Here is a 20,088-nt window from a genome sequence, read left to right on the forward strand (position 1 = left end):
TTTATGCCCGCGTGCTGCCCTGCCGGACGCGGACAAAAAAAGAGGGCCAGTAAAAACTGGCCCCTTAACTGGAAGCAATGTGAGCAATGTCGTGCCTTCACAAGAAGTCCATCACGTTGGAACGAATGAAGTCTTTCCCGGAAAACAAGGTAACAATAATCATTCTCATTTAACTAAGCAACCCTTATTTGCCATAAATGCAAAAAAATTGACCACCCCGAAGGGTGGTCAATGTCGTCAGGCTTGCCGTGTGGCCGTTTGCAGGCCACTCAAACCAGCCTCGCCCACCAGCTTGCGGCTGAGATAACGCAGTAGCACGCCGTAGAGCGGCACAAACAATCCCAGGCTTATCAGCAGCTTGAACACGTAGTCCACGGTTGCGATCTCGACCCAGTGCTCGGCCATGAAGGGATCCGTGCTGCGCCAGAAGGCGATGGTGAAGAAGGTGATGGTATCCACCAGATTGCCGAACAGGGTGGAGGCCGCCGGTGCCACCCACCAGGCTTTCAGCAGCCGCAGCCGGTTGAACACCACCACGTCCATGAACTGGCCCACCAGATAGGCCATAAAGCTGGCCAGAGCGATGCGTGCCACGAACAAGTTGAACTCGGCCAGATTGCCAACGCCCTGGAAGCTGCCTTCGAAGAACAGCACCGACAGCGCATAGGAGATGGCCAGCGCCGGCAACATCACGGTCTGGATGATCTTGCGCGCCAGACCGGCACCGAAGATCCGCACCGTCAGATCGGTGGCCAGAAAGATGAATGGGAAGCTGAAGGCGCCCCAGGTGGTATGGAAGCCGAAGATGGTGATCGGCAGCTGCACCAGATAGTTGCTGCTGGCAATGATCAGGATGTGGAACAACGAGAGGCGCACCAGCGCCGTCTGGTGCTGAGCAGGGGTCAGATTCATATTGTGACCTTTTTGGTTAATGGGGTTAGGGAACCCATACCGCCACCATTGGCGATAATTGAGGGGCGAGATTATACGCCCCCAAATTGATAGTTCAATCTTTATGCGGTGGGTTGAGGCTGCGGCGCCTGCTCAGCCCTGATGCTGGCGGGCCAGCCAGAGCAACACCTCGGCATCGGCCGGCTGCTCCGCCGCCAGCCAGCAGCCGCTGTAGTGTTCGTACTCAAGCCGAAAGCGGCTCCCCTCGAACTCCAGCAGCCAGCTATGACGATCGGCGCCGCACTCACGCTCGAGCGCCACCAGCTCCCACTCCTGCAACAGGGCATCGGCCAGGGTTGGAAAGCTGTCCCAGTCGAGCGCGGGGTGCACCAGCGTCACCACCCCGGCCTCCCTGTCTATCTTAGCGATACACCAGTTCATCGGCTGCTCCTCAACTGCTGCAAGAGAGCTCGCCACCGCAATACCATGCGGGGGACGGAGTGGCGAGATCCTCGTACTCGGGTTGTTCATCATAGGGATGCTGCAGGGCCGCAAACAGCCGCTCGAACGGCGCCATGTCTCCTCGCTCGGCAGCCTCGATCACCCGCTGGGCCAGCGCGTTGCGCAGCACATACTTGGGATTGACCGCATCCATCTGCCCCTTGCGCACAGCATCCTCGCTCCCCTCCCGGGAGAGGCGCGCCCGATAGGCCTCAAGCCACCCTTGCCAGGCGGCAGGGTCAGGCAGCAGGGCCAGCAGGCTGGCGGGCCAATCGCCCTGAACGGTCAGCGCCCCCAGCCGACGCAGGAACAGGTGGTAATCCACCTTGTGCGCCGCCAGCAGCCTGAACAGCTCGCGAAACAGCGCCGGATCCTCCTCTTCCCACACCGCCAGCCCCAGCTTGGCGCGCATCAGTTCGGAGTAGTGCAGCATCAGCTGGTGCTCGTACTGGGCCAGGGCCGACGCCAGCGCGTCACCATCGACGTGACCGGCCAGCGCCTGGGCCAACTTCTGCAGGTTCCAGTAGCCGACCGCCGGCTGCTGATCCAGCGCATAGCGACCGCCCGGATCCGAGTGATTGCAGACAAAGTCCGGCACATAGGCATCGATGAAGCCGTAGGGGCCGTAATCCAGGGTCAGCCCGAGCAGCGACATGTTGTCGGTGTTCATCACCCCGTGGCAGAAGCCTGCCGCCTGCCACTTGGCGATGAGCCGCGCGGTGCGGCGCACCACTTCGGCAAACAGCTCGGCCCCGTTCGCAAGCTCCTGGAAATGATGACGCAGCGCATAGTCGATAAGGGCCGGGATCTTCTCCCCCTGCCCGCTCCAGGCGAAATACTCGACATGGCCGAAGCGCAGATGGCTCGGGGCGGTGCGCAGCACGGTCGCGCCCGTCTCCACCTGTTCGCGGTAGACCGGCTCCTGGCTGCCCACCAGCACCAGTGCCCGGGTGGTGGGAATGCCGAGGGCATGCAGCGCCTCGGAGGCCAGATACTCGCGAATGCTGGAACGCAGCACGGCACGACCATCGCCGAAGCGGGAGAAAGGGGTCTTGCCCGCCCCTTTCAGGTGCAGGTCCCAGCGGCTGCCATCCGGTGCCTGCTGCTCACCCAGCAGCAGGGCACGGCCATCACCGAGACGCGGGCTGTAGCCGCCGAACTGATGGCCCGCATAGACCTGGGCCACCGGCTGCATGCCGGGCAAGGGCTGGCCATGGCCACAGCAGGCCAGCCAGTCTGCCTCGCTCACCGTCCCCAGCCCCAGCTCGCCGAGCAGCGCACGGTTGAGGTGCAGCAGGCCGGGAGCATGCAATGGCTGGGGGGCAACGGGCTCACAGGCCCAGGGCAGTTCGGTGGCAAAAGTGTTGATCAGCTTCATGGTGGTGCGGTTCGTCCCTGCGTATGCTCGTGTCACTCTTTATACCGCCGTCGGCCAGCAGTGGCTAACGGGCGATGCGCGATTTCATTTCAAGGAGAAGAAGATGCAAAGATGGTTGGGCGCCCTGCCCCTGTTGCTGTTGTTGTGGGGGCCGGCCCAGGCGGCCGATGTCGAGGCTGGCAAGGCCAAGGCTGCCGTATGCGCCGCCTGTCACGGGGCCGAAGGCAGGGCCCTTGTCCCCAACTATCCCCATCTGGCGGGACAAAACGCCGCCTATCTGGTGAAACAGCTGAAGGCTTTCAAGGATGGCAGCCGCAAGGAACCTTTGATGGTGCCCTTCATGGCACCGCTCACCGAGGCAGACATGGAGAACCTGGCAGCCTATTACGCCAGCTTGAAATAATTCACGGCGTCCGGCCAACGGGCGCCACTCCCCTGATGTACCGCACGGGCCTGAGTCCGCCGCGGCCGATAACGCCTTGCGAATCTCCCCTACCGGCGGCAGTAGTCGATGATCAGGTCCATAAAGGCTTCGCCGAAGCGTTCCAGCTTGCGGTGACCGACGCCGTTGATCGCCAGCATCTCGTCTTCCGTCATCGGCATGAATCGCCGCTGACCCCATCTCCACCAGGGTCGATCCTACCGACGGCAGTAGTCGATGATCAGGTCCATAAAGGCTTCGCCGAAACGTTCCAGCTTGCGGTGACCGACGCCGTTGATCGCGAGCATTTCGTCTTCCGTCATCGGCATGAGCTGCGCCATCTCCACCAGGGTGGCGTCGTTGAACACCACGTAGGGCGGCACCTCTTCATCCTCGGCGATCTGCTTGCGCAGCGCCCGCAGCTCCTTGAACAGCCGCTTGTCATAGTTGGCGTTGTCGAGCAGGCCGTTGCGCTTCTCCTTGCGACTGGAGATGGGCTGCAGGCGGGGTACCGCCAATTCCAGCTTCACATCGCCGCGCAGCACGGGGCGGGCCGCCTCGGTCAGCTGCAGCACCAGGTTGCGGGTGATGTTCTGGGTCAGCAACCCCTTGTGGATCAGCTGGCGGATGACGCTCATCCAGTACTCGTGGCTCTGATCCTTGCCGATGCCGTAGGTCGAGAGCTTGTCGTGGCCATGATCCTTGATGCGCTGATTGAGCGAGCCGCGCAGCACCTCCACCACATAGCCCACCCCGAAGTTCTGACCCACCCGCCAGACGCAGGAGAGCGCCTTCTGGGCGTCTTCGGTGCCGTCATAGCTCTTGGGCGGATCGAGGCAGATGTCGCAGTTGCCGCACGGCTTGTCGTTGTATTCGCCGAAGTAGTTGAGCAGCACCTGACGGCGGCAGGTCTGCGCCTCGGCGAAGGCCGCCATCACGTTGAGCTTGTACTGCTCCACCTGCAACTGCTGGGGGTTTTCGATGTTGTCGAGCAGCCGACGCACCCGCCCGATGTCGGCGGGATCGTAGAGCAGCAGCGCCTCGGCCGGAGTGCCGTCACGCCCGGCGCGGCCGGTCTCCTGATAGTAGGATTCGATGTTCTTCGGGATGTCGTAGTGCACCACGAAGCGCACGTTGGGCTTGTCGATGCCCATGCCGAACGCCACCGTCGCCACCACTATCTCGATATCATCCTTGAGGAAGGCCTCCTGGGTCTGCTGGCGCAGCTCGAGCGGCAGACCGGCATGATAGGGGGCCGCCTTGCAGCCGTGACGGGAGAGCCGCTCGGCCACCTCCTCCACCCGGTTGCGGCTGGAGCAGTAGACGATGCCGCAGTTGCCCTTCTGGCTCTGCACGTAGCGCAACAGCTGCTCGGCCGCCTTGAACTTCTCCACCAGGCTGTAGCGGATATTGGGTCGGTCGAAGCTGGCAGTGTGGATAAAGGGATCCTGCAATTCCAGCCGGTGCAGCATGTCGCTGCGGGTCGCCTCATCGGCGGTGGCGGTGAGCGCCACCACGGGCACCTGGGGAAACCACTGCTTGAGCCGGCCCAGCGCCGCATACTCCGGCCGGAAATCGTGACCCCACTGGGAGACGCAGTGCGCCTCGTCGATGGCGAACAGGCCGAGCGGCAACTCCGCCAGCCGATCCATGAATTCGTGCTGCAGCAGGCGTTCGGGGGAGACGTAGACGATTTTTATCTCGCCGCGCCGCATGGCGGCAAAGTTCTGGATCATCTCCTCCCGGCTCAGGGCCGAGTTGATATAGACCGCCGCCACGCCGTTGGCGCGCAGGCTGTCCACCTGATCCTTCATCAGCGAAATGAGGGGGGAGACCACCACCCCGAGCCCGGGCCGCAGCAGCGCCGGGATCTGGTAGCAGAGCGACTTGCCGCCGCCGGTGGGTTTGAGCACCAGCGCATCGCGCCCCGCCACGATCTGCTCGATGATCTCGAGCTGACCCGGCCGAAACTGCTGATAGCCGAACACCGCCTGCAACAGGGCAAGGGGGTTCTCTGGCTGAGGGTCAGGCAGGGTTTCGGCAATGACGGTCATGGGCTCTCCTTTGGGGTCGCCATTCTAAAGCAGCCGCCGCCCACAATAAACCTGCCATTGCGACTGTTAAGGAAGTGTTGCAGACTGGCTGGAGTTTTTACTCGGCTATGCCGACAGGGATTGGACTCAAGGAATGAAACAGATGCTCAAGAAGATGGCGCTCAGTGGCATTGCCAACCTGTTCGCCGAGAGGATGCCCTTCAACAAGCTGATCGGCATGCAGGTCACCCACTACGACTTCGACAAGGTGGAGCTGCGCATCAAGATGGAGGAGAAGCTGATTGGCAATCCCTTCCACAACATCCTGCACGGCGGCGTCACCGCCAGCCTGCTCGACGTGGCCGGCGGCATGATAGTCGCCGCCTCCTGCATCGACGAGCTGGAAGACTTCTCCCCCAGCTATCTCAAGGAGCGCTTCTCCCGCCTCGGTACCATCGATCTGCGGGTCGACTACCTGCGGCCGGGGCGCGGCAACGAGTTCATCGCCACCGCCCACATCATCCGGGCCGGCAGCAAGGTCGCCGTTGCCCGCATGGAGCTGCACAACGAAGAGGGCACCCATATCGCCTTCGGTACCGGCACCTATCTGGTGGGCTGAACCCGCTCATTGCATAAAAACAGCGCTGCTAATCTGATTTTAATCATTAGAAACCTTACCCCCTCTGCCGCCACGGGGTTCATACTGAAAGTCGGGATTGTGTGCAGAGGGAGGATTGCAGGCGATGAGTGCGAAACTGGCCACCAAACCATCCAGAGCCTTGTTGAGGCAGCTCGAGTCCATGCTCGACGAGGTGCAGACACCCGAGTGTCGCCACTGGCTGGAACAGGAGCTTGAGGGATACTCTCTCTGTTCGCCCCTGCCCTGGTATCGCATCATAGCCTGTCGGCAACGCGGTCACTTCTTGGATCTGAAGACGGGAAAATACCTGACCTGTCACATCAACAGTCAAACGCTAAGCCAACGCGATCTGGCCCAGATTCAGTTCATCTATGCCCGTGAACCCGCCGCCCACTATTTGCTGCAACGCAATTCCGGTATTGAGCCTTGGCCAGAACAGCTGCTGGAAGATTATCAGGAGCAGCTGATCCCTGGCCATCTGTGCCTGCAAGCCTGGCATGAGCCCGTGTCTTCATTACGCGAACAACTGATGGAGGGAATAGAACATTTCATTAGTGAGTACCCCAAGCACGCGGCCTTGCAACCTCAACACAGCTTCAAGGCATTGCGGCATCAGCACTGGCATATCTAACAGGCGCCTGGCGCGCAAGGAGGGCACCATAGACAGAACCCAACGAGAGATTGCCACAATCTAGAGTGCCGGAGTCAGGATCAGACTCCACCCAGGGCCACCGAGCGGTGGCCCTTTTATTGTCTGACACAGGGCAATCCTGCAAACGAGATAGGCGAGGCAGCGAGGCAGCGAGACAGCGAGACAGCGAGACAGGGAGACAGGGAGACAGGGAGACAGGGAGACAGGGAGACAGGGAGACAGGGAGACAGGGAGACAGGGAGACAGGGAAGCATCGCATACCATCGTACGACTGCCAGCGTTGGAGCCAGCCTCTGTTGAGGCGAAAGCCAAATGCGAAAAGGCCGCTCTATTGAGCGGCCTTTTCTAATGTGGTCGGTGTGAGAGGATTCGAACCTCCGACCCCTTCGTCCCGAACGAAGTGCGCTACCAAGCTGCGCTACACACCGATGTCTGCGGGACGGGAATTTACCGAAAGCCCCGACCCGACACAAGCCTTTTTTGCATTAAAAAGGAAAAAAAGTGCTGTTCGCTCAACTATTCAGCACTCCCCTCATCGTTTTACCGAAATGCAGCCGGACGGTGACATTTCGCTAACCCAGCCTCAGGGCAGGCGAAGCGACTCAGGCCCCAGCAACCGGCGTTGCCAATCCGCAATCGTGCCGTGCTCCAGCCAGTCCGCCGCATGCTTGCGCCAGTTGGGCGAGAGGGCCGGATTTTCCAGCAGCAACAACAGGTCCGCCTCGTTGCGTAGCTGATTGAACAGGATATCGGCAGTATGCTTCACCGTGAGCTCAGGGTAGGGTCTGTCCACCAGCTCCAGCCTCTCCTGCGGCATCACCATCCCCTCCTCCAGTACCCGAAGCAACCAGCCGCAGCGGCCACTGAGCTGCATCACCTGCGACAACTGGCCATAACCGAAACGCTGATTGAGCTTGAAACAGGGGGATCTGGGCTGGCTTATCTGGATCAGCGCCTCGCCGAGTCGATAGACATCGCCGATGCAGGCCTGCGCCTCGGTCAACCCGACCCCGGAGAGGTTCTCGCCGAAGGCGGCGGGCTGCCAGGGGGTACGCGGGGCCGGCAGGCCCAGCGCCGTCTGCCAGTTGTGCCACCAGGGGTAGTGATCGGCGGGATAGTAGTGCAACGCCCGATCCGGGCCGCCATGGTGACGCTGGTCGCACTGTTCGTCGCCCGCAAGACCGCTGACGCCGCACCAGAGCGGTATGGTGGTGGCTTGTTTGTGGATGGCACTGACAAGACCGGGAACCAGTTCGGCACCCTGGCCGCTAAAGAGGGAGATCCGCATTCTCATCCTCCGGATTGACGAGAGAATGCGGATCTTATCATGTGAGGGGTCAGGCGACTGCCTGCATCTGGGTGGTCATGGCGATCTCGGCACGGCGGCGTTTCTCCGCCTTGGCCATCAGATACCAGCTGCCGAAGGTGAACAGCGATACCGACAGCAGGATCAGGCTGGCCACCGCGTTGATCTCGGGTTTCACCCCAAGCCGCACCGCCGAGAAGACCTCCATCGGCAGGGTCGTGGAACCCGGGCCGGAGACAAAGCTCGCCAGCACCAGGTCATCCAGCGACAGGGCAAACGACATCATGCCGCCCGCCGCCAGCGAAGGGGCGATCATCGGGATGGTGATCAGGAAGAACACCTTCCAGGGTTTGGCCCCCAGATCCATGGCCGCCTCCTCGATGGAGAGATCCAGCTCCCGCAGCCGCGCCGACACCACGATCGCCACATAGGCGGTACAGAAGGTGGTGTGGGCGATCCAGATGGTCACCATGCCCCGCTCGGCAGGCCAGCCCACCAGCTGGGCCATGGCAACGAACAGCAGCAGCAACGACAGACCGGTGATCACCTCGGGCATCACCAGCGGCGCCGTCACCATGCCGCCGAACAGGGTCCGACCGCGGAAGTGCGGGATCCGGGTCAGCACGAAGGCCGCCACCGTCCCCAGCGCCACCGCCGAGATGGCAGTGTAGAAGGCGATCTCGAGGGAGCGCAGCACCGAGCCGATCAGCTGCTTGTTGTCGAGCAGGCCGAAGTACCACTTCAGCGACCAGCCCCCCCATACCGTCACCAGCTTGGAGGCGTTGAAGGAGTAGATCACCATGATGATCATGGGCAGGTAGATGAACAGCAGCCCCAGCCACAGCATCAGCTTGGCAAAACCGAAACGTCTCATCATGCCTTGCCCTCCAGCTCTTTGGCCTGGTTACGGTTGAACAGGATGATGGGGATGATCAACACCGCCAACATCACCACCGCCAGCGCGGAGGCCACCGGCCAGTCACGGTTGTTGAAGAACTCCTGCCACAGCACCTTACCTATCATCAGGGTCTCGGGGCCGCCCAGCAGCTCCGGAATGACGAACTCACCCACCACCGGAATGAACACCAGCATGCAGCCGGCGATGATGCCGTTCTTGGAGAGCGGTACCGTGATCCGCCAGAACCGGGTCAGGTTGCGGGCGCCGAGGTCGGAGGCTGCCTCCAGCAGGCTCTGGTCATGCTTGACCAGGTTGGCGTAAAGCGGCAGCACCATGAACGGCAGGTAGGAGTAAACGATGCCGATGTAGACCGCCAGGTTGGTATTGAGGATCTGCAGCGGCTCGTCGATGAGGCCGATGCCCATCAGCAGGCTGTTGAGCAGGCCGTTGTTGCTGAGAATGCCCATCCAGGCGTAGACCCGGATCAGGATCGCGGTCCAGGTCGGCATCATGATGAGCAGCAGCAGTACGGTCTGGGTCTCCTTGTTGGCCCGCGCGATGGAGTAGGCCATGGGATAGCCGATCAGCAGGCAGAGAATGGTGCTGACCAGGGCCATCTTGAGAGAGCCGAGGTAGGCCGCGATGTAGAGCTCATCTTCCCGCAGCAGCAGGTAGTTGCCCATGTTGAGCAGTATGGTGAGCTGATTGTCCGCCCAGCTCACCACGTCGGTATAGGGCGGGATTGCCACGTCCGCTTCGGCGAAGCTGATCTTCACGACGATGATGAAGGGCAGCAGGAAGAACAGGAACAGCCAGAAGAACGGGATGCCGATCACCAGCTGCCGCCCCCCCAACGACTTCAGTCGTTTCAATGCCATCATGATTGCAGCACCACGCCGCTGTCATCTTCCCAGTAGAGGAACACCTGGTCATCCCAGGTCGGCCGCTTGCCGTGGCGTTCGGCGTTGGCGATGAAAGCCTGAACGATTTTGCCCGAGGGCAACTGGATGTAGTAAACCGAGTGACCGCCCAGATAGGCGATGTCGTAGACCTCGCCCTTGGTCCAGTTGAAGTCCGGATGCTCGATCTCCACCGGCTTTTGCAGGCTCATCAGCAGCTTTTCCGGCCGCAGGGCGTAGGTCACCTTCTTGTTCTCGGCGCGGGAGCTGATGCCGTGACCCACGTAGATGGGCTGCTCCAGATCGGCGCAGGCGATGGTGGCGTGGTCCTGCTCATCCTCCACCAGCAGGCCGTCAAACAGGTTGACGTTGCCGATGAACTCGCACACCAGCCGGCTGGCCGGGGTTTCGTAGATGTCCATCGGGCTGCCGATCTGCTCGATGCAGCCCAGGTGCATGATGGCGATCCGCTCGGCCATCGTCATGGCCTCTTCCTGGTCGTGGGTCACCATGACGCAGGTAACCCCGACCCGTTCGATGATCTCGACCAGCTCGAGCTGCATCTGGGAACGCAGCTTCTTGTCGAGCGCCCCCATGGGCTCATCCAGCAGCAGCAGCTTGGGCCGCTTGGCCAGCGAGCGCGCCAGCGCCACCCGCTGACGCTGGCCACCGGAGAGCTGATGGGGTTTGCGGCGGGCATACTGGGTCATCTGCACCAGCTTGAGCATCTCCTCCACCCTGGCGTCGATCTCCGCCTTAGGCAGGTTGTCCTGCTTGAGACCGAACGCGATGTTCTGGGCCACCGTCATGTGGGGGAACAGGGCGTAGGACTGAAACATCATGTTGATGGGACGCTCATAGGGCGGCATGTCGGTGATGTCGACGCCGTCGAGGAACAGCCGCCCCTCGGTGGGGCGCTCGAACCCCGCCAGCATCCGCAGCAGGGTCGACTTGCCGGAGCCAGACCCGCCCAGCAGGGCGAAGATCTCGCCCTTGTGGATGTTGAGGGACACGTTGTCGACCGCCAGCGTTTCATCGAACTGCTTGCTTACCCTGTCTATCTTGACCAGCACTTCTTTGCGTTGCTGGCTGCCCTCGAGGGCTTTCTTGTAGGCACTGGAGGCTATCGCCATTACCAAACTCCCAAAGGTAATACCGGCCGGGGCCGATCCATAAAACAGTCTGGCGCCCCGGGACGGGCGCCAAGGTTAGGTTCCGGACTTGATCCTGGTCCAACTCCGGGTGATCAGACGCTGCACCGCACGGGGATGTGCCTGCTGCACATAGAGCCGTTCCAGCACCGCCTGGGGTGGATAGACGGATTCGTCTTCGCGCACGCGTTTCTCCATGAACTCTCCCGCCCTGCTGTTGGGGTTGGCATATCCCACGTAGTCGCTCACCTTGGCGATGACGTCAGGCTCGAGAATGTAGTTGATGAGGGCGTGCGCCTCTTTCACGTTGGTGGCATCGGCCGGGATCGCCATCATGTCGAACCAGAGGTTGCCCCCCTCCTTCGGAATGCTGTAGGCGATCTTGATCCCCTTGCCCGCCTCCTCGGCCCTCGCCGCCGCCTGCAGGATGTCGCCGGAGAAGCCGGCCGCCACGCAGATGTTGCCATTGGCGAGATCGCCGATGTACTTGGAGGAGTGGAAGTAGGCCACGTAGGGGCGCACCTTGAGCAGCTGCTCTTCGGCACGCTTGAGGTCTGCCGGCTCATGGCTGTTGGGATCGAGTCCCAGATAGTTGAGCGCCGCCGGGATCATCTCGTCCGCCGAATCGAGGAAGGCCACCCCGCAGTGGGAGAGCTTCTTCATGTTTTCCGGCTCGAAGATGGTCGCCCAGGAGTCGATCTTGTCGACCCCCAGCACCGCCTTGACCTTCTCGACGTTGTAACCGATGCCGTTGGTGCCCCACAGATAGGGCACGGCGTATTGATGGCCCGGATCCACCTTGTCGAGCTGCTTGAGCAGCACGGGATCCAGATTGGCCAGATTGGGCAACAGGGCGGGATCCAGCTTCTGGAAGGCCCCCGCCTTGATCTGCTTGGCCAGGAAATTGTTGGAGGGCACGACCAGATCGTAACCGGTACGGCCGGTCAGCAGCTTGCCTTCCAGCGTCTCGTTGGAGTCAAACACGTCATAGACGGTCTTGATCCCGGTCTTTTGCTGGAAGTCGCTGAGGGTGGTCTCGCCGATATAGTCGGACCAGTTGTAAAAATGAACCACAGGGGCTGCCTGGGTCAGATTTGCAAACCCCAGGGTCAGGGCCAGCGTAGCTATCTTGGTCATGTGCACTTACTCAGTCCTCTTTATGTGTGATTTGCCAGTGCGCATCCATACGCGCCGTCCAACCTGTCGGGTGGGTCACCACCCTCCCGGCCGAACTGCGGACCGGGAGGGGCACTCTTCACTTACTTGCCTGACTTGATCTTGGTCCAGCTACGAGTCATCAGACGCTGCACCTTGGCCGGCAGATCCGGGAAGGTGTAGATCTTCTTGAGGGTCTCGTCGCTCGGGTAGATGCCCGGATCGTTGCGGATCTTCTCGGACACCAGCGGCACGGAGGCCTTGTTCCCGCTCGGATAGCTGACGGCGTCGGAGATCTGGGCGATCACCTCGGGCTTCATCAGATAGTTCAGGAATACATGGGCCGCTTCCACGTTCTTGGCATCGGCCGGGATGGCCAGCATGTCGAAGAAGCTGCCTGCCCCCTCTTTCGGGATCACGTAGGTCAGATTGATGCCGTTCTTGGCCTCGATCGCCCGGGACTTGGACTGCTGCAAGTCACCGGAATAGCCGACCGCCACGCACAGGTTGCCGTTGGCCAGATCCGAAATGTACTTGGAGGAGTGGAAGTAGGCGGTGTAGGGACGGATGGAGAGGAACAGCTCCTCCGCCTTCTTCAGCTCGTCCGGCTTCTGGCTGTCCGGCTTGAAGCCCAGGTATTGCAGGGCGGCCGGCAGCATTTCAGTCGGCGAGTCGAGGAAGGAGACACCGCACTCCTTCAGCTTGGCCATGTTTTCCGGTTTGAACACCAGATCCCAGGAGTCCACCGGTGCCTTGTCACCCAGCACGGCTTTCACCTTCTCCGGGTTGTAGGCATAACCGATGGTGCCCCACAGGTAAGGAATGGAGTACTGGTTACCCGGGTCGCTCGGTTCGAGCGCCTTGAGCAACGAGGTATCCAGGTTTTGCCAGTTGGAGAGCTTGGACTTGTCCAGTTTCTGGAACACGCCCGCCTTGATCTGCTTGGCCAGGAAGGGGTTGGACGGCACCACGATGTCATAGCCCGAGCTGCCTGCCAGCAACTTGGCTTCCAGCACCTCGTTGCTGTCGAACACGTCGTAGACCACCTTGATGCCCGTCTCTTTCTGGAAGTCTTCCAGGGTGTTTGGCGCGATATAGTCGCTCCAGTTGTAGACGTGCAACACCTTGTCTTCGGCCATCGCCGCGCCGCTCATCATGACCAGCGCCACCGAGGCTGCAATCATTCCCGTTTTGAAAGACATCGTCCTTGTCTCCTAAGCAAATTGTATGCGCAAGCCAACCTGCCCGGCGCCCGCCTATCCCCGCAGCTTTGCCGCCGTCAGATCCAGACTGAGCCTGGCCAGATTGACCAATTCATCCACCTGTTCCTCGGTGATCACCAAGGGGGGCGATATGATCATGGTATCGCCGACCGCCCTCATCACCAAGCCATTGTTAAAGCAGAACTCCCGACAGGTCATACCGGCCTGCAGCCCAGCCGGGAAGCGGCTGTTGGTCTGCTTGTCCTGCACTATTTCCAGCGCGGCCACCAGGCCTTTGCCACGGGTTTCGCCCACCAGCGGATGGTCCGCCAGCTCCGCCCAGCGACGCTGCAAATAGGGGCCGATACTATCATGAACTCGCTTAACTATGCTTTCGTTTTGCATAAGCGTAATGTTGGCAATGGCCACGGCGCAGGCCACCGGATGACCGGAGTAGGTGAAGCCGTGGTTGAATTCGCCCCCCTCTTCCACCAGTACCTTGGCGACCCTGTCCCCCACCATCACGGCCCCCATCGGCAGGTAGCCGGAGGTGATCCCCTTGGCCAGGCACATGAGGTCCGGCTTGATGCCAAAACCCTCGCTGGCAAACCAGTGACCGGTGCGGCCAAAGCCGCAGATCACCTCGTCGGCGATGAGCAGGATGCCGTACTTGTCGCAGATGCGCTGGATCTCGGGCCAGTAGCTGTCGGGCGGGATGATGACGCCGCCGGCGCCCTGGATCGGCTCGCCAATGAAGGCGGCCACCTGGTCCACCCCCAGCTCCAGAATCTTCTCCTCCAGCTGACGGGCACGGGCCAGGCCGAATTCGTGGGCGCTCATCCCCTGCCCCTCGCCGAAGTGATAGGGCTGATCGATGTGCACTATGCCGGGGATCGGCAGCCCGCCCTGGGCGTGCATCCCCTTCATGCCGCCCAGGCTCGCCCCGGCCACGGTGGAGCCGTGGTAGGCGTTGTGGCGGCTGATGATCACCTGCTTCTCCGGCTGCCCCTTGCTGGCCCAGTAGTGGCGCACCATGCGCAGCACGGTATCGTTGCACTCGGAGCCCGAACCGGTGAAGAAGACGTGGTTGAGGTGGGAGGGCGTCACTTCGGCCAGCAGGGTCGCCAGCTCGGCGGCAGGCGGGTGGCTGGTCTGGAAGAAGAGGTTGTAGTAGGGCAGTTGCTGCATCTGGTGAGTGGCGGCGTCCACCAGCTCCTGGCGACCGTAACCCAGGTTGACGCACCACAGGCCCGCCATGCCGTCCAGAATGCGCTTGCCTTCGGAGTCTTCCAGATAGACCCCCTCGGCACGGGTGATGATGCGGCTGCCTTTCTTGTTCAGCGCCTGAAAATCGGTAAACGGATGCAGATGATGGCTGGCTTCCAGTTGCTGCCACTCACGGGTGGTGTGCTGCATTGCTTGCTCCTCGGTTCCTTCGATGTAAGCGATGTTTGTTCGTCAACGGATGAGGGAGGGGGGCTCCCCCACTCACGCGTGGGAGAGCCTGACCTTGGCCCCGGCATTGTCGATATGAGCGGGAACGCCCCCGGGCGCTCCCGGCAGGCCGATGCGCGTCAAGCACGCATCCGGGTCACACGTTCAGCAGCAGGAACTCCCGCTCCCAGCGGCTGATCACCCCGAAGTAGGTTTCATACTCCTTGCGCTTCACCGCCACGAAGGCGCGGGTAAAGCGCTCGCCCAGCATCTCCTTGATAGGATCGCACTGCTCCAGGTGGCTCAGTGCCTCCTCCAGCGAGCGGGGCAAGCTGTAGGGCAGCTCATAGGCGCTCGACTTCATCTCCGGCAGCGGCTCCAGCTTCTCCATCATGCCGAGGTAGCCGCAGGCCAGGGTGGCGGCCAGCGCCAGATAGGGGTTGGCATCGGCGCCGGCGAAGCGGTTCTCCACCCGGCGGGCGCTGGCCTCGGAGAAGGGCACCCGCAGCCCGCAGGTGCGGTTCTCCACCCCCCACTGCACGTTGCGCGGCGCGCTCTCGCCGAAGGTGAGACGGCGGTAGGAGTTGACGTTGGGGGCCAGCAGCGCGGTCACCGCCGGGGTGTATTTCTGCAGGCCGGCGATGAAGTGCATGAACAGCTCGGAGTTGCCGCCGTTCTCGGCCCCGAACAGGTTACGACCATTCTCATCTTCCAGGCTCTGGTGAATGTGCATGGCGGAACCGGGCTCGTCGCTCATCGGCTTGGCCATGAAGGTGGCGTAAATCCCGTGACGGTGGGCCGCCTCGCGCATGGTGCGCTTGAACAGGAACACCTGGTCGGCCAGATCGATGGCATCCCCGTGCAGGAAGTTGATCTCCATCTGGGCGGCACCGGATTCGTGGATCAGGGTGTCCACCTCCAGCTCCTGCGCCTCGCAGTAGTCGTACATGTCCTCGAAGATGGGGTCGAATTCGTTCACCGCGTCGATGCTGAACGACTGGCGGGCCGTCTCGGGGCGACCGTTGCGGCCGGTGGGCGGCACCAGCGGATAGTCGGGGTCTTCGTTGCGCTTGACCAGGTAGAACTCCAGCTCGGGGGCCACCACCGGCTTCCAGCCCTGCTTCTCGTAAAATGACAGGACCCGACGCAGCACGGAGCGCGGCGCTATGTCGATCAGCTTGCCATTGATGTCGAAACAGTCGTGGATCACCTGGGCGGTGGGCTCCAGTGCCCAGGGTACGAAACGAATGGTGTTGGGATCGGGATAGAGCTGCATGTCCCGCTCCAGCGGGTCGATCATGCTGTCGTCATCCGGATACTCGCCGGTCACCGTCTGGGTGAAGATGACCTCGGGCAGGCGCATGCCCCCTTCGCGCAGAAACTTGTTGGCTGGAATGATCTTGCCTCGGGCATTGCCGGTGAAATCCGGAAACAGGCACTCCACTTCCGTGATGCGATTGCTCTCCATCCAGCCCTTGATACTGTCCATGTTAAACCCCGACTCTACGGTTGCCATTGGCAAGGGTGTCTAATATATGGAACACCCTTGTTATCAAATTGTAATCAACACCACCATAAAAGCCCGCCATCAGGGGCAATGTCAAGCGGTGGTGTTTAAAAAACTATAAATAACGGCGCATATAATGACCATGGCGGGGACAAATACTAAACACCCTGTCATGGTAACGACTTACTGCAAAGCCGGTGCCAACGAGGCGTGTTACCCCCGTATGTTCTCAGTCAGACCCTGTCGGAATTGGGCCATTTTTTTGCAAGGGCGCACAATCCTTGTCCTCTTTGCTTTGCATGCCTGCATTTTTTTGGTACAAGGCCCGCCCTGATTTGCACTCTCCTGCATGGATTTGGTGCAAATACAGGACACAGGGCTTGGTCTGCAGGCAGACAGCCCCCATAAACAGGGATAATTGGGTTAGTAAACTGACTGGTAGTAAATCGTATGTGTGATTTCATGACTGAAGACCAACTGGCCTTTTACAAGGGACAGATCGAGCGCCAGATCCTCGAACTCGAAGATCGCCTCAACTCCCAGGCCAGCCAGGCCATCGCCACCGATACCAACGAGATGGCTGATGAAATTGACCGTGCCAGCATCGAGGAAGCCCGCCGTCTGGAGCTGAACCGCATCGAGCATGACAAGCTGCATCTGCGCAAGCTGCGTGGTGCGCTCAAGCGCATCAGCGAAGGGGATTTCGGTTACTGCGAATCCTGCGGTGACGAGATCTCCCTCAAGCGACTGCAGGCGCGTCCCGAGTCCCGCTTCTGCGTCGAATGCCAGAGCACCAAGGAGTTCAACGATACCCACGTGTATCGTCGCGTCGCCTGACGCCTCCCGGCACCGTCACTGGCGCTCGCCGGCGGGATGACGAGCAGGCCCTGTCTGCCTCGATGCAGGCGGGGTTCCCTGCCTCGTCGCTCCCCGCGCCATGGCGGCGCAGCAACAGAGTGACAAGTTCTGTTAGACTCCGGGCAAGCCCCGGAATCTACAGGAGAGCAGAGAGTGAAATGGTTCCTCAAACTGTGCTTGTGTCTGCCGTTGCTGGCACAAGCACAGACCCTCACGGTCAAGGTGCCCAGCCGACCGATCAACGACCTCGACAAAGAGTACCAGCTCAAGCTGCTGGAACTGGCCCTCACCCATGCCGACCAGCCGTTTCGCATCCAGCAGGTCGAACTCAACCTCAACCAGTACAGCCTGCAGCAGCAGCTCAGCAAGGGCAAAACCATCAATGTGTTCTGGATGGGAACCTCCAGCGCCCTCGAATCCTCCCTCATCGCCGTGCCGATCCCGTTGTTTCGCGGTCTGGAAGGGCTGCGGCTCTCCTTCATCCACGCCGATGCCCAGGAGAAGTTCAACCAGATCAACTCGCTGGCCGATCTCAAGAAGCTGAAGGCGGCGCAAGGGGTGGGCTGGGCCGACAACAAGATCCTGGAAAACGCCGGCATCCCCACCTATTCGGGGCGCTACAGCAACCTGTTTCGGCTGATCAACGACGGTGACAAGCTGGACTTTTTCCCGCGCAACCTGGTGGAGATCTTCGCCGAGCGCAGCGAGCTGGTGGCGCAATACCCCAACCTGGTCATCGATCAGCATCTGCTGATCCGCTACCCCTTCGCCGAGTTCTTCTTCGTCAGTCCCGAGGCGCCGAAACTGGCCAAGGCGATTCAGACCGGGCTTGAGCGGGCCTATGCCGACGGCAGCTTCATGAAATTCTTCCGGGAGAACCCCAAGATCCGCGAGGCGCTGGCCAGCGCCAATCTCGAGCGGCGGGTCACCATCGCCCTGCCCAATCCCGACATGACACCGTTGCTAAAATCCATTCCGGCCCAATATTGGGAGTATCCCCCGCAGGGATAAGAGTCGGCCACCTCAACCGGGGTGGCACACACAGCGCGCCAGGGAGGTGCCATGAAGGGAATCGAGGAGTGGTTTGAGCTGTACGGCCAGAGCCACCAACACCTGGTCAATGTGACCATCCACAAGCTGGCGGTACCGGGTATCTATCTCTGCGCCCTGGCCCTGCTCTGGTGCCTGCCAGCCGGGCCGCTGCCACCGTCGCTCAACTGGGCTGCGCTGGCTGCCATTCCGGTGCTGGCCTTCTACCTGCGGCTGTCGCTTGCGCTGTTCGTGGGGATGGCGGTGCTGACCGCGCTGGGCTTGATCGCTTGCCACAGCTGGCAGGGCCCGCTGCTGTGGCCGGCACTGGCCGGGTTCGTGCTGCTCTGGATAGCCCAGTTCGTCGGTCACAAGATCGAGGGCAAGCGCCCCTCCTTCCTCGCCGACCTGCAATTTCTGCTGATCGGCCCCGCCTGGGTGCTGGCCAGCCTCTATCGTCGTTTGGGCATTCCCTACTGAGGGAAGCCAACAGGAGAGACCATGAGATACCGTCACCCCCTTGCTCGCGCCCTGCCGCTGCTGCTGGGCGCATTGATTGCCGGCCCGGTGCTGGCCGACAAGGCCGACCCCGTCGGCGAGGTGAGCACCGCCTTCAAGCTGTTTGGCCCCAACCACAAGATCCTGGTGGAGGCGTTCGACGACCCGCGCATCGACGGCGTCGCCTGCTATCTGGCGCGCCCCAAGACCGGCGGCGTCAAAGGCGGGCTCGGGCTGGCGGAAGATCCCTCCCATGCCTCCCTGTCGTGCCACCAGATCGGTCCCATCACCCTGCCCGCCAAGCTGAAGGCGGGAGAAGAGGTGTTCGACGTCAGCACCTCGCTGGTGTTCAAGGAGCAGAAAGTGGTGCGCTTTTACGATCAGAAGCGCAATGCGCTGGTCTATCTGACTTACAGCACCAAGCTGGTGGATGGTTCTTACAAGAGTGCGGTCAGCGCCGTGCCCATCATGCCGTGGGGCTGAATCCCCACCATTTATCCCGTGATGACGACCCATATTTGTTGTAATTTAACTACATCATAATCTGCGGAGAGCGCACCATGAGAGTCGCCGTTTTCAGTACCAAGAGCTACGACAAAGAGCACTTCAATCAGGCCAACAGCCAGTACGGTTATGAACTGGAGTTCTTCGACGTGCGGCTGGAGGCCAAGACTGCCCGGCTGGCCCACGGCTTCCCCGTGGTGTGCCTGTTCGTCAACGACGATGCCGACCGCGAGGTGCTGACCGAGCTGGCCGCCAACGGCACCAGGGTGATCGCCCTGCGCTGCGCCGGCTACAACAACGTGGATCTGGCCGCCGCCAAGGAGCTGGGGCTGAAGGTGGTGCGAGTACCCGCCTACTCCCCGGAAGCGGTCGCCGAGCACGCGGTGGGCCTGATGATGACCCTCAACCGTCGCATCCACAAAGCCTATCAGCGCACCCGTGACGCCAACTTCTCGCTGGAGGGGCTGGTCGGCTTCAACATGCACGGCCGCACCGCCGGCATCATTGGCACCGGCAAGATCGGCATCGCCACCCTGCGCATCCTCAAGGGCTTCGGCATGCGCCTGCTGGTGAGCGATCCCTATCCGAACCAGGCGGCCATCGATCTCGGCGCCGAGTATGTGGATCTCGATACCCTGTTCCGCCAGTCCGACGTTATCAGCCTGCACTGCCCGCTGTTCAAGGAGAACTACCACCTGCTGAACAAGGAGGCGTTCGCCAAGATGAAGGACGGGGTGATGATCATCAACACCAGCCGGGGCGGCCTGCTCGACTCCAACGCCGCCATCGAGGCGCTCAAGACTGCCCGTATCGGCGCGCTGGGGCTGGACGTCTACGAGGAGGAGGAGGATCTCTTCTTCGCCGACAAGTCCAACGAGGTGATCACCGATGACGTGTTCCGTCGCCTGTCGGCCTGCCACAACGTGCTGTTCACCGGTCACCAGGCCTTCCTGACCCGGGAGGCACTGCACGCCATCGCCGACACCACCCTCAGCAACATCCGCGCCATCGACAGTCAGGGCCGCTCTGACAACGAGGTGGAATAAGGGGCCTCCCCTGCCCCTCAGCGGTTCATTGCCTTGCGCCGGGTTGTGAGACCCGGCGCCTTCGGGTAGGCTACCAGCCCTTTTT

The 20,088-nt window shown here is 61.4% G+C and carries 20 protein-coding genes, 1 tRNA gene and 1 pseudogene; 8 read left to right on the forward strand and 14 right to left on the reverse strand.

Annotated elements, in window-relative coordinates; all coding sequences use genetic code 11:
* Positions 1-237: 237 nt before the first annotated feature.
* The 3 genes from G5134_RS06835 to G5134_RS06845 all read right to left on the reverse strand — a co-directional run bounded on the left by G5134_RS06835 (position 238) and on the right by G5134_RS06845 (position 2,770).
* Positions 238-912, reverse strand: coding sequence for a 7-cyano-7-deazaguanine/7-aminomethyl-7-deazaguanine transporter (locus tag G5134_RS06835; RefSeq protein ID WP_010635778.1), 675 nt, complete (start codon positions 910-912; stop codon positions 238-240).
* 132 nt (positions 913-1,044) lie between these two features.
* A complete protein-coding gene (locus tag G5134_RS06840; RefSeq protein ID WP_026141327.1) occupies positions 1,045-1,332 on the reverse strand; it encodes a DUF3630 family protein in 288 nt (95 codons plus the stop codon).
* Between the two features lie 10 nt (positions 1,333-1,342).
* Positions 1,343-2,770 (reverse strand): protein adenylyltransferase SelO, encoded by a 1,428-nt coding sequence (locus tag G5134_RS06845; protein ID WP_065018487.1) that lies wholly within the window; start codon positions 2,768-2,770, stop codon positions 1,343-1,345.
* A 103-nt stretch (positions 2,771-2,873) separates the two neighbouring features.
* Between G5134_RS06845 and G5134_RS06850 the strand changes: the two genes are divergently transcribed.
* Positions 2,874-3,173, forward strand: coding sequence for a c-type cytochrome (locus G5134_RS06850; protein ID WP_005306588.1), 300 nt, complete (start codon positions 2,874-2,876; stop codon positions 3,171-3,173).
* An 89-nt stretch (positions 3,174-3,262) separates the two neighbouring features.
* Here the strand turns inward: G5134_RS06850 and G5134_RS06855 are convergent.
* Both G5134_RS06855 and recQ read right to left on the reverse strand, forming a co-directional pair.
* A pseudogene (locus tag G5134_RS06855) lies at positions 3,263-3,373 on the reverse strand (HRDC domain-containing protein); the annotation flags it as partial.
* 36 nt (positions 3,374-3,409) lie between these two features.
* On the reverse strand, positions 3,410-5,245 hold the full coding sequence (recQ, locus tag G5134_RS06860; protein ID WP_065018486.1) for an ATP-dependent DNA helicase RecQ: 1,836 nt from the start codon (positions 5,243-5,245) through the stop codon (positions 3,410-3,412).
* 133 nt (positions 5,246-5,378) lie between these two features.
* On the opposite strand from recQ, the gene G5134_RS06865 reads away from it, so the two are divergent.
* Entirely contained in the window at positions 5,379-5,843 is a 465-nt protein-coding gene (locus G5134_RS06865; protein WP_029306122.1) for a thioesterase family protein, read from the forward strand.
* 124 nt (positions 5,844-5,967) lie between these two features.
* Positions 5,968-6,495 carry a hypothetical protein gene (locus tag G5134_RS06870; RefSeq protein ID WP_005306599.1) on the forward strand — a complete coding sequence of 176 codons (528 nt, stop codon included), beginning with the start codon at positions 5,968-5,970 and terminating at the stop codon, positions 6,493-6,495.
* A 372-nt stretch (positions 6,496-6,867) separates the two neighbouring features.
* Here G5134_RS06870 and G5134_RS06875 read toward each other — a convergent pair.
* The 9 genes from G5134_RS06875 to G5134_RS06915 form a co-directional block, all read right to left on the reverse strand.
* A tRNA-Pro gene (locus tag G5134_RS06875) sits at positions 6,868-6,944 on the reverse strand.
* 155 nt (positions 6,945-7,099) lie between these two features.
* The gene (locus tag G5134_RS06880; protein ID WP_065018485.1) at positions 7,100-7,804 is read right to left on the reverse strand and encodes an MOSC domain-containing protein; all 705 of its coding nucleotides are present in this window, start codon (positions 7,802-7,804) and stop codon (positions 7,100-7,102) included.
* A gap of 49 nt (positions 7,805-7,853) precedes the next feature.
* Positions 7,854-8,699: an ABC transporter permease subunit gene (locus G5134_RS06885; RefSeq protein WP_371440844.1), complete on the reverse strand. Its 846-nt coding sequence runs from the start codon at positions 8,697-8,699 to the stop codon at positions 7,854-7,856.
* A complete protein-coding gene (locus G5134_RS06890; RefSeq protein WP_010635771.1) occupies positions 8,696-9,601 on the reverse strand; it encodes an ABC transporter permease subunit in 906 nt (301 codons plus the stop codon). Before G5134_RS06890 ends, G5134_RS06885 begins: the two co-directional genes overlap by 4 nt.
* Positions 9,598-10,752, reverse strand: a complete 1,155-nt coding sequence (gene potA / locus G5134_RS06895) for a polyamine ABC transporter ATP-binding protein (protein WP_005306611.1) — start codon at positions 10,750-10,752, stop codon at positions 9,598-9,600. The genes G5134_RS06890 and potA overlap by 4 nt, the downstream gene beginning before the upstream one ends.
* A gap of 75 nt (positions 10,753-10,827) precedes the next feature.
* Entirely contained in the window at positions 10,828-11,907 is a 1,080-nt protein-coding gene (locus G5134_RS06900; protein ID WP_005306614.1) for a polyamine ABC transporter substrate-binding protein, read from the reverse strand.
* Positions 11,908-12,029: 122 nt separating this feature from the next.
* Entirely contained in the window at positions 12,030-13,127 is a 1,098-nt protein-coding gene (locus tag G5134_RS06905) for a polyamine ABC transporter substrate-binding protein (RefSeq protein ID WP_005306618.1), read from the reverse strand.
* A gap of 54 nt (positions 13,128-13,181) precedes the next feature.
* The gene (locus tag G5134_RS06910; protein ID WP_065018484.1) at positions 13,182-14,543 is read right to left on the reverse strand and encodes an aspartate aminotransferase family protein; all 1,362 of its coding nucleotides are present in this window, start codon (positions 14,541-14,543) and stop codon (positions 13,182-13,184) included.
* Positions 14,544-14,718: 175 nt separating this feature from the next.
* Positions 14,719-16,050 (reverse strand): glutamine synthetase family protein, encoded by a 1,332-nt coding sequence (locus G5134_RS06915; protein ID WP_005306624.1) that lies wholly within the window; start codon positions 16,048-16,050, stop codon positions 14,719-14,721.
* A 468-nt stretch (positions 16,051-16,518) separates the two neighbouring features.
* Between G5134_RS06915 and G5134_RS06920 the strand changes: the two genes are divergently transcribed.
* The 5 genes from G5134_RS06920 to G5134_RS06940 all read left to right on the forward strand — a co-directional run bounded on the left by G5134_RS06920 (position 16,519) and on the right by G5134_RS06940 (position 20,003).
* On the forward strand, positions 16,519-16,905 hold the full coding sequence (locus tag G5134_RS06920) for a TraR/DksA family transcriptional regulator (RefSeq protein ID WP_010635769.1): 387 nt from the start codon (positions 16,519-16,521) through the stop codon (positions 16,903-16,905).
* 174 nt (positions 16,906-17,079) lie between these two features.
* Positions 17,080-17,937 carry a hypothetical protein gene (locus G5134_RS06925; RefSeq protein WP_065018483.1) on the forward strand — a complete coding sequence of 286 codons (858 nt, stop codon included), beginning with the start codon at positions 17,080-17,082 and terminating at the stop codon, positions 17,935-17,937.
* A gap of 51 nt (positions 17,938-17,988) precedes the next feature.
* The gene (locus G5134_RS06930) at positions 17,989-18,435 is read left to right on the forward strand and encodes a DUF962 domain-containing protein (RefSeq protein ID WP_065018482.1); all 447 of its coding nucleotides are present in this window, start codon (positions 17,989-17,991) and stop codon (positions 18,433-18,435) included.
* 21 nt (positions 18,436-18,456) lie between these two features.
* The gene (locus tag G5134_RS06935) at positions 18,457-18,936 is read left to right on the forward strand and encodes a CreA family protein (protein ID WP_065018481.1); all 480 of its coding nucleotides are present in this window, start codon (positions 18,457-18,459) and stop codon (positions 18,934-18,936) included.
* 77 nt (positions 18,937-19,013) lie between these two features.
* Entirely contained in the window at positions 19,014-20,003 is a 990-nt protein-coding gene (locus tag G5134_RS06940) for a 2-hydroxyacid dehydrogenase (RefSeq protein ID WP_017781236.1), read from the forward strand.
* Positions 20,004-20,088: the final 85 nt, after the last annotated feature.

It is taken from the genome of Aeromonas sp. 600276 (assembly GCF_049175815.1).
GTDB classification, from domain to species: Bacteria; Pseudomonadota; Gammaproteobacteria; order Enterobacterales; family Aeromonadaceae; genus Aeromonas; species Aeromonas dhakensis.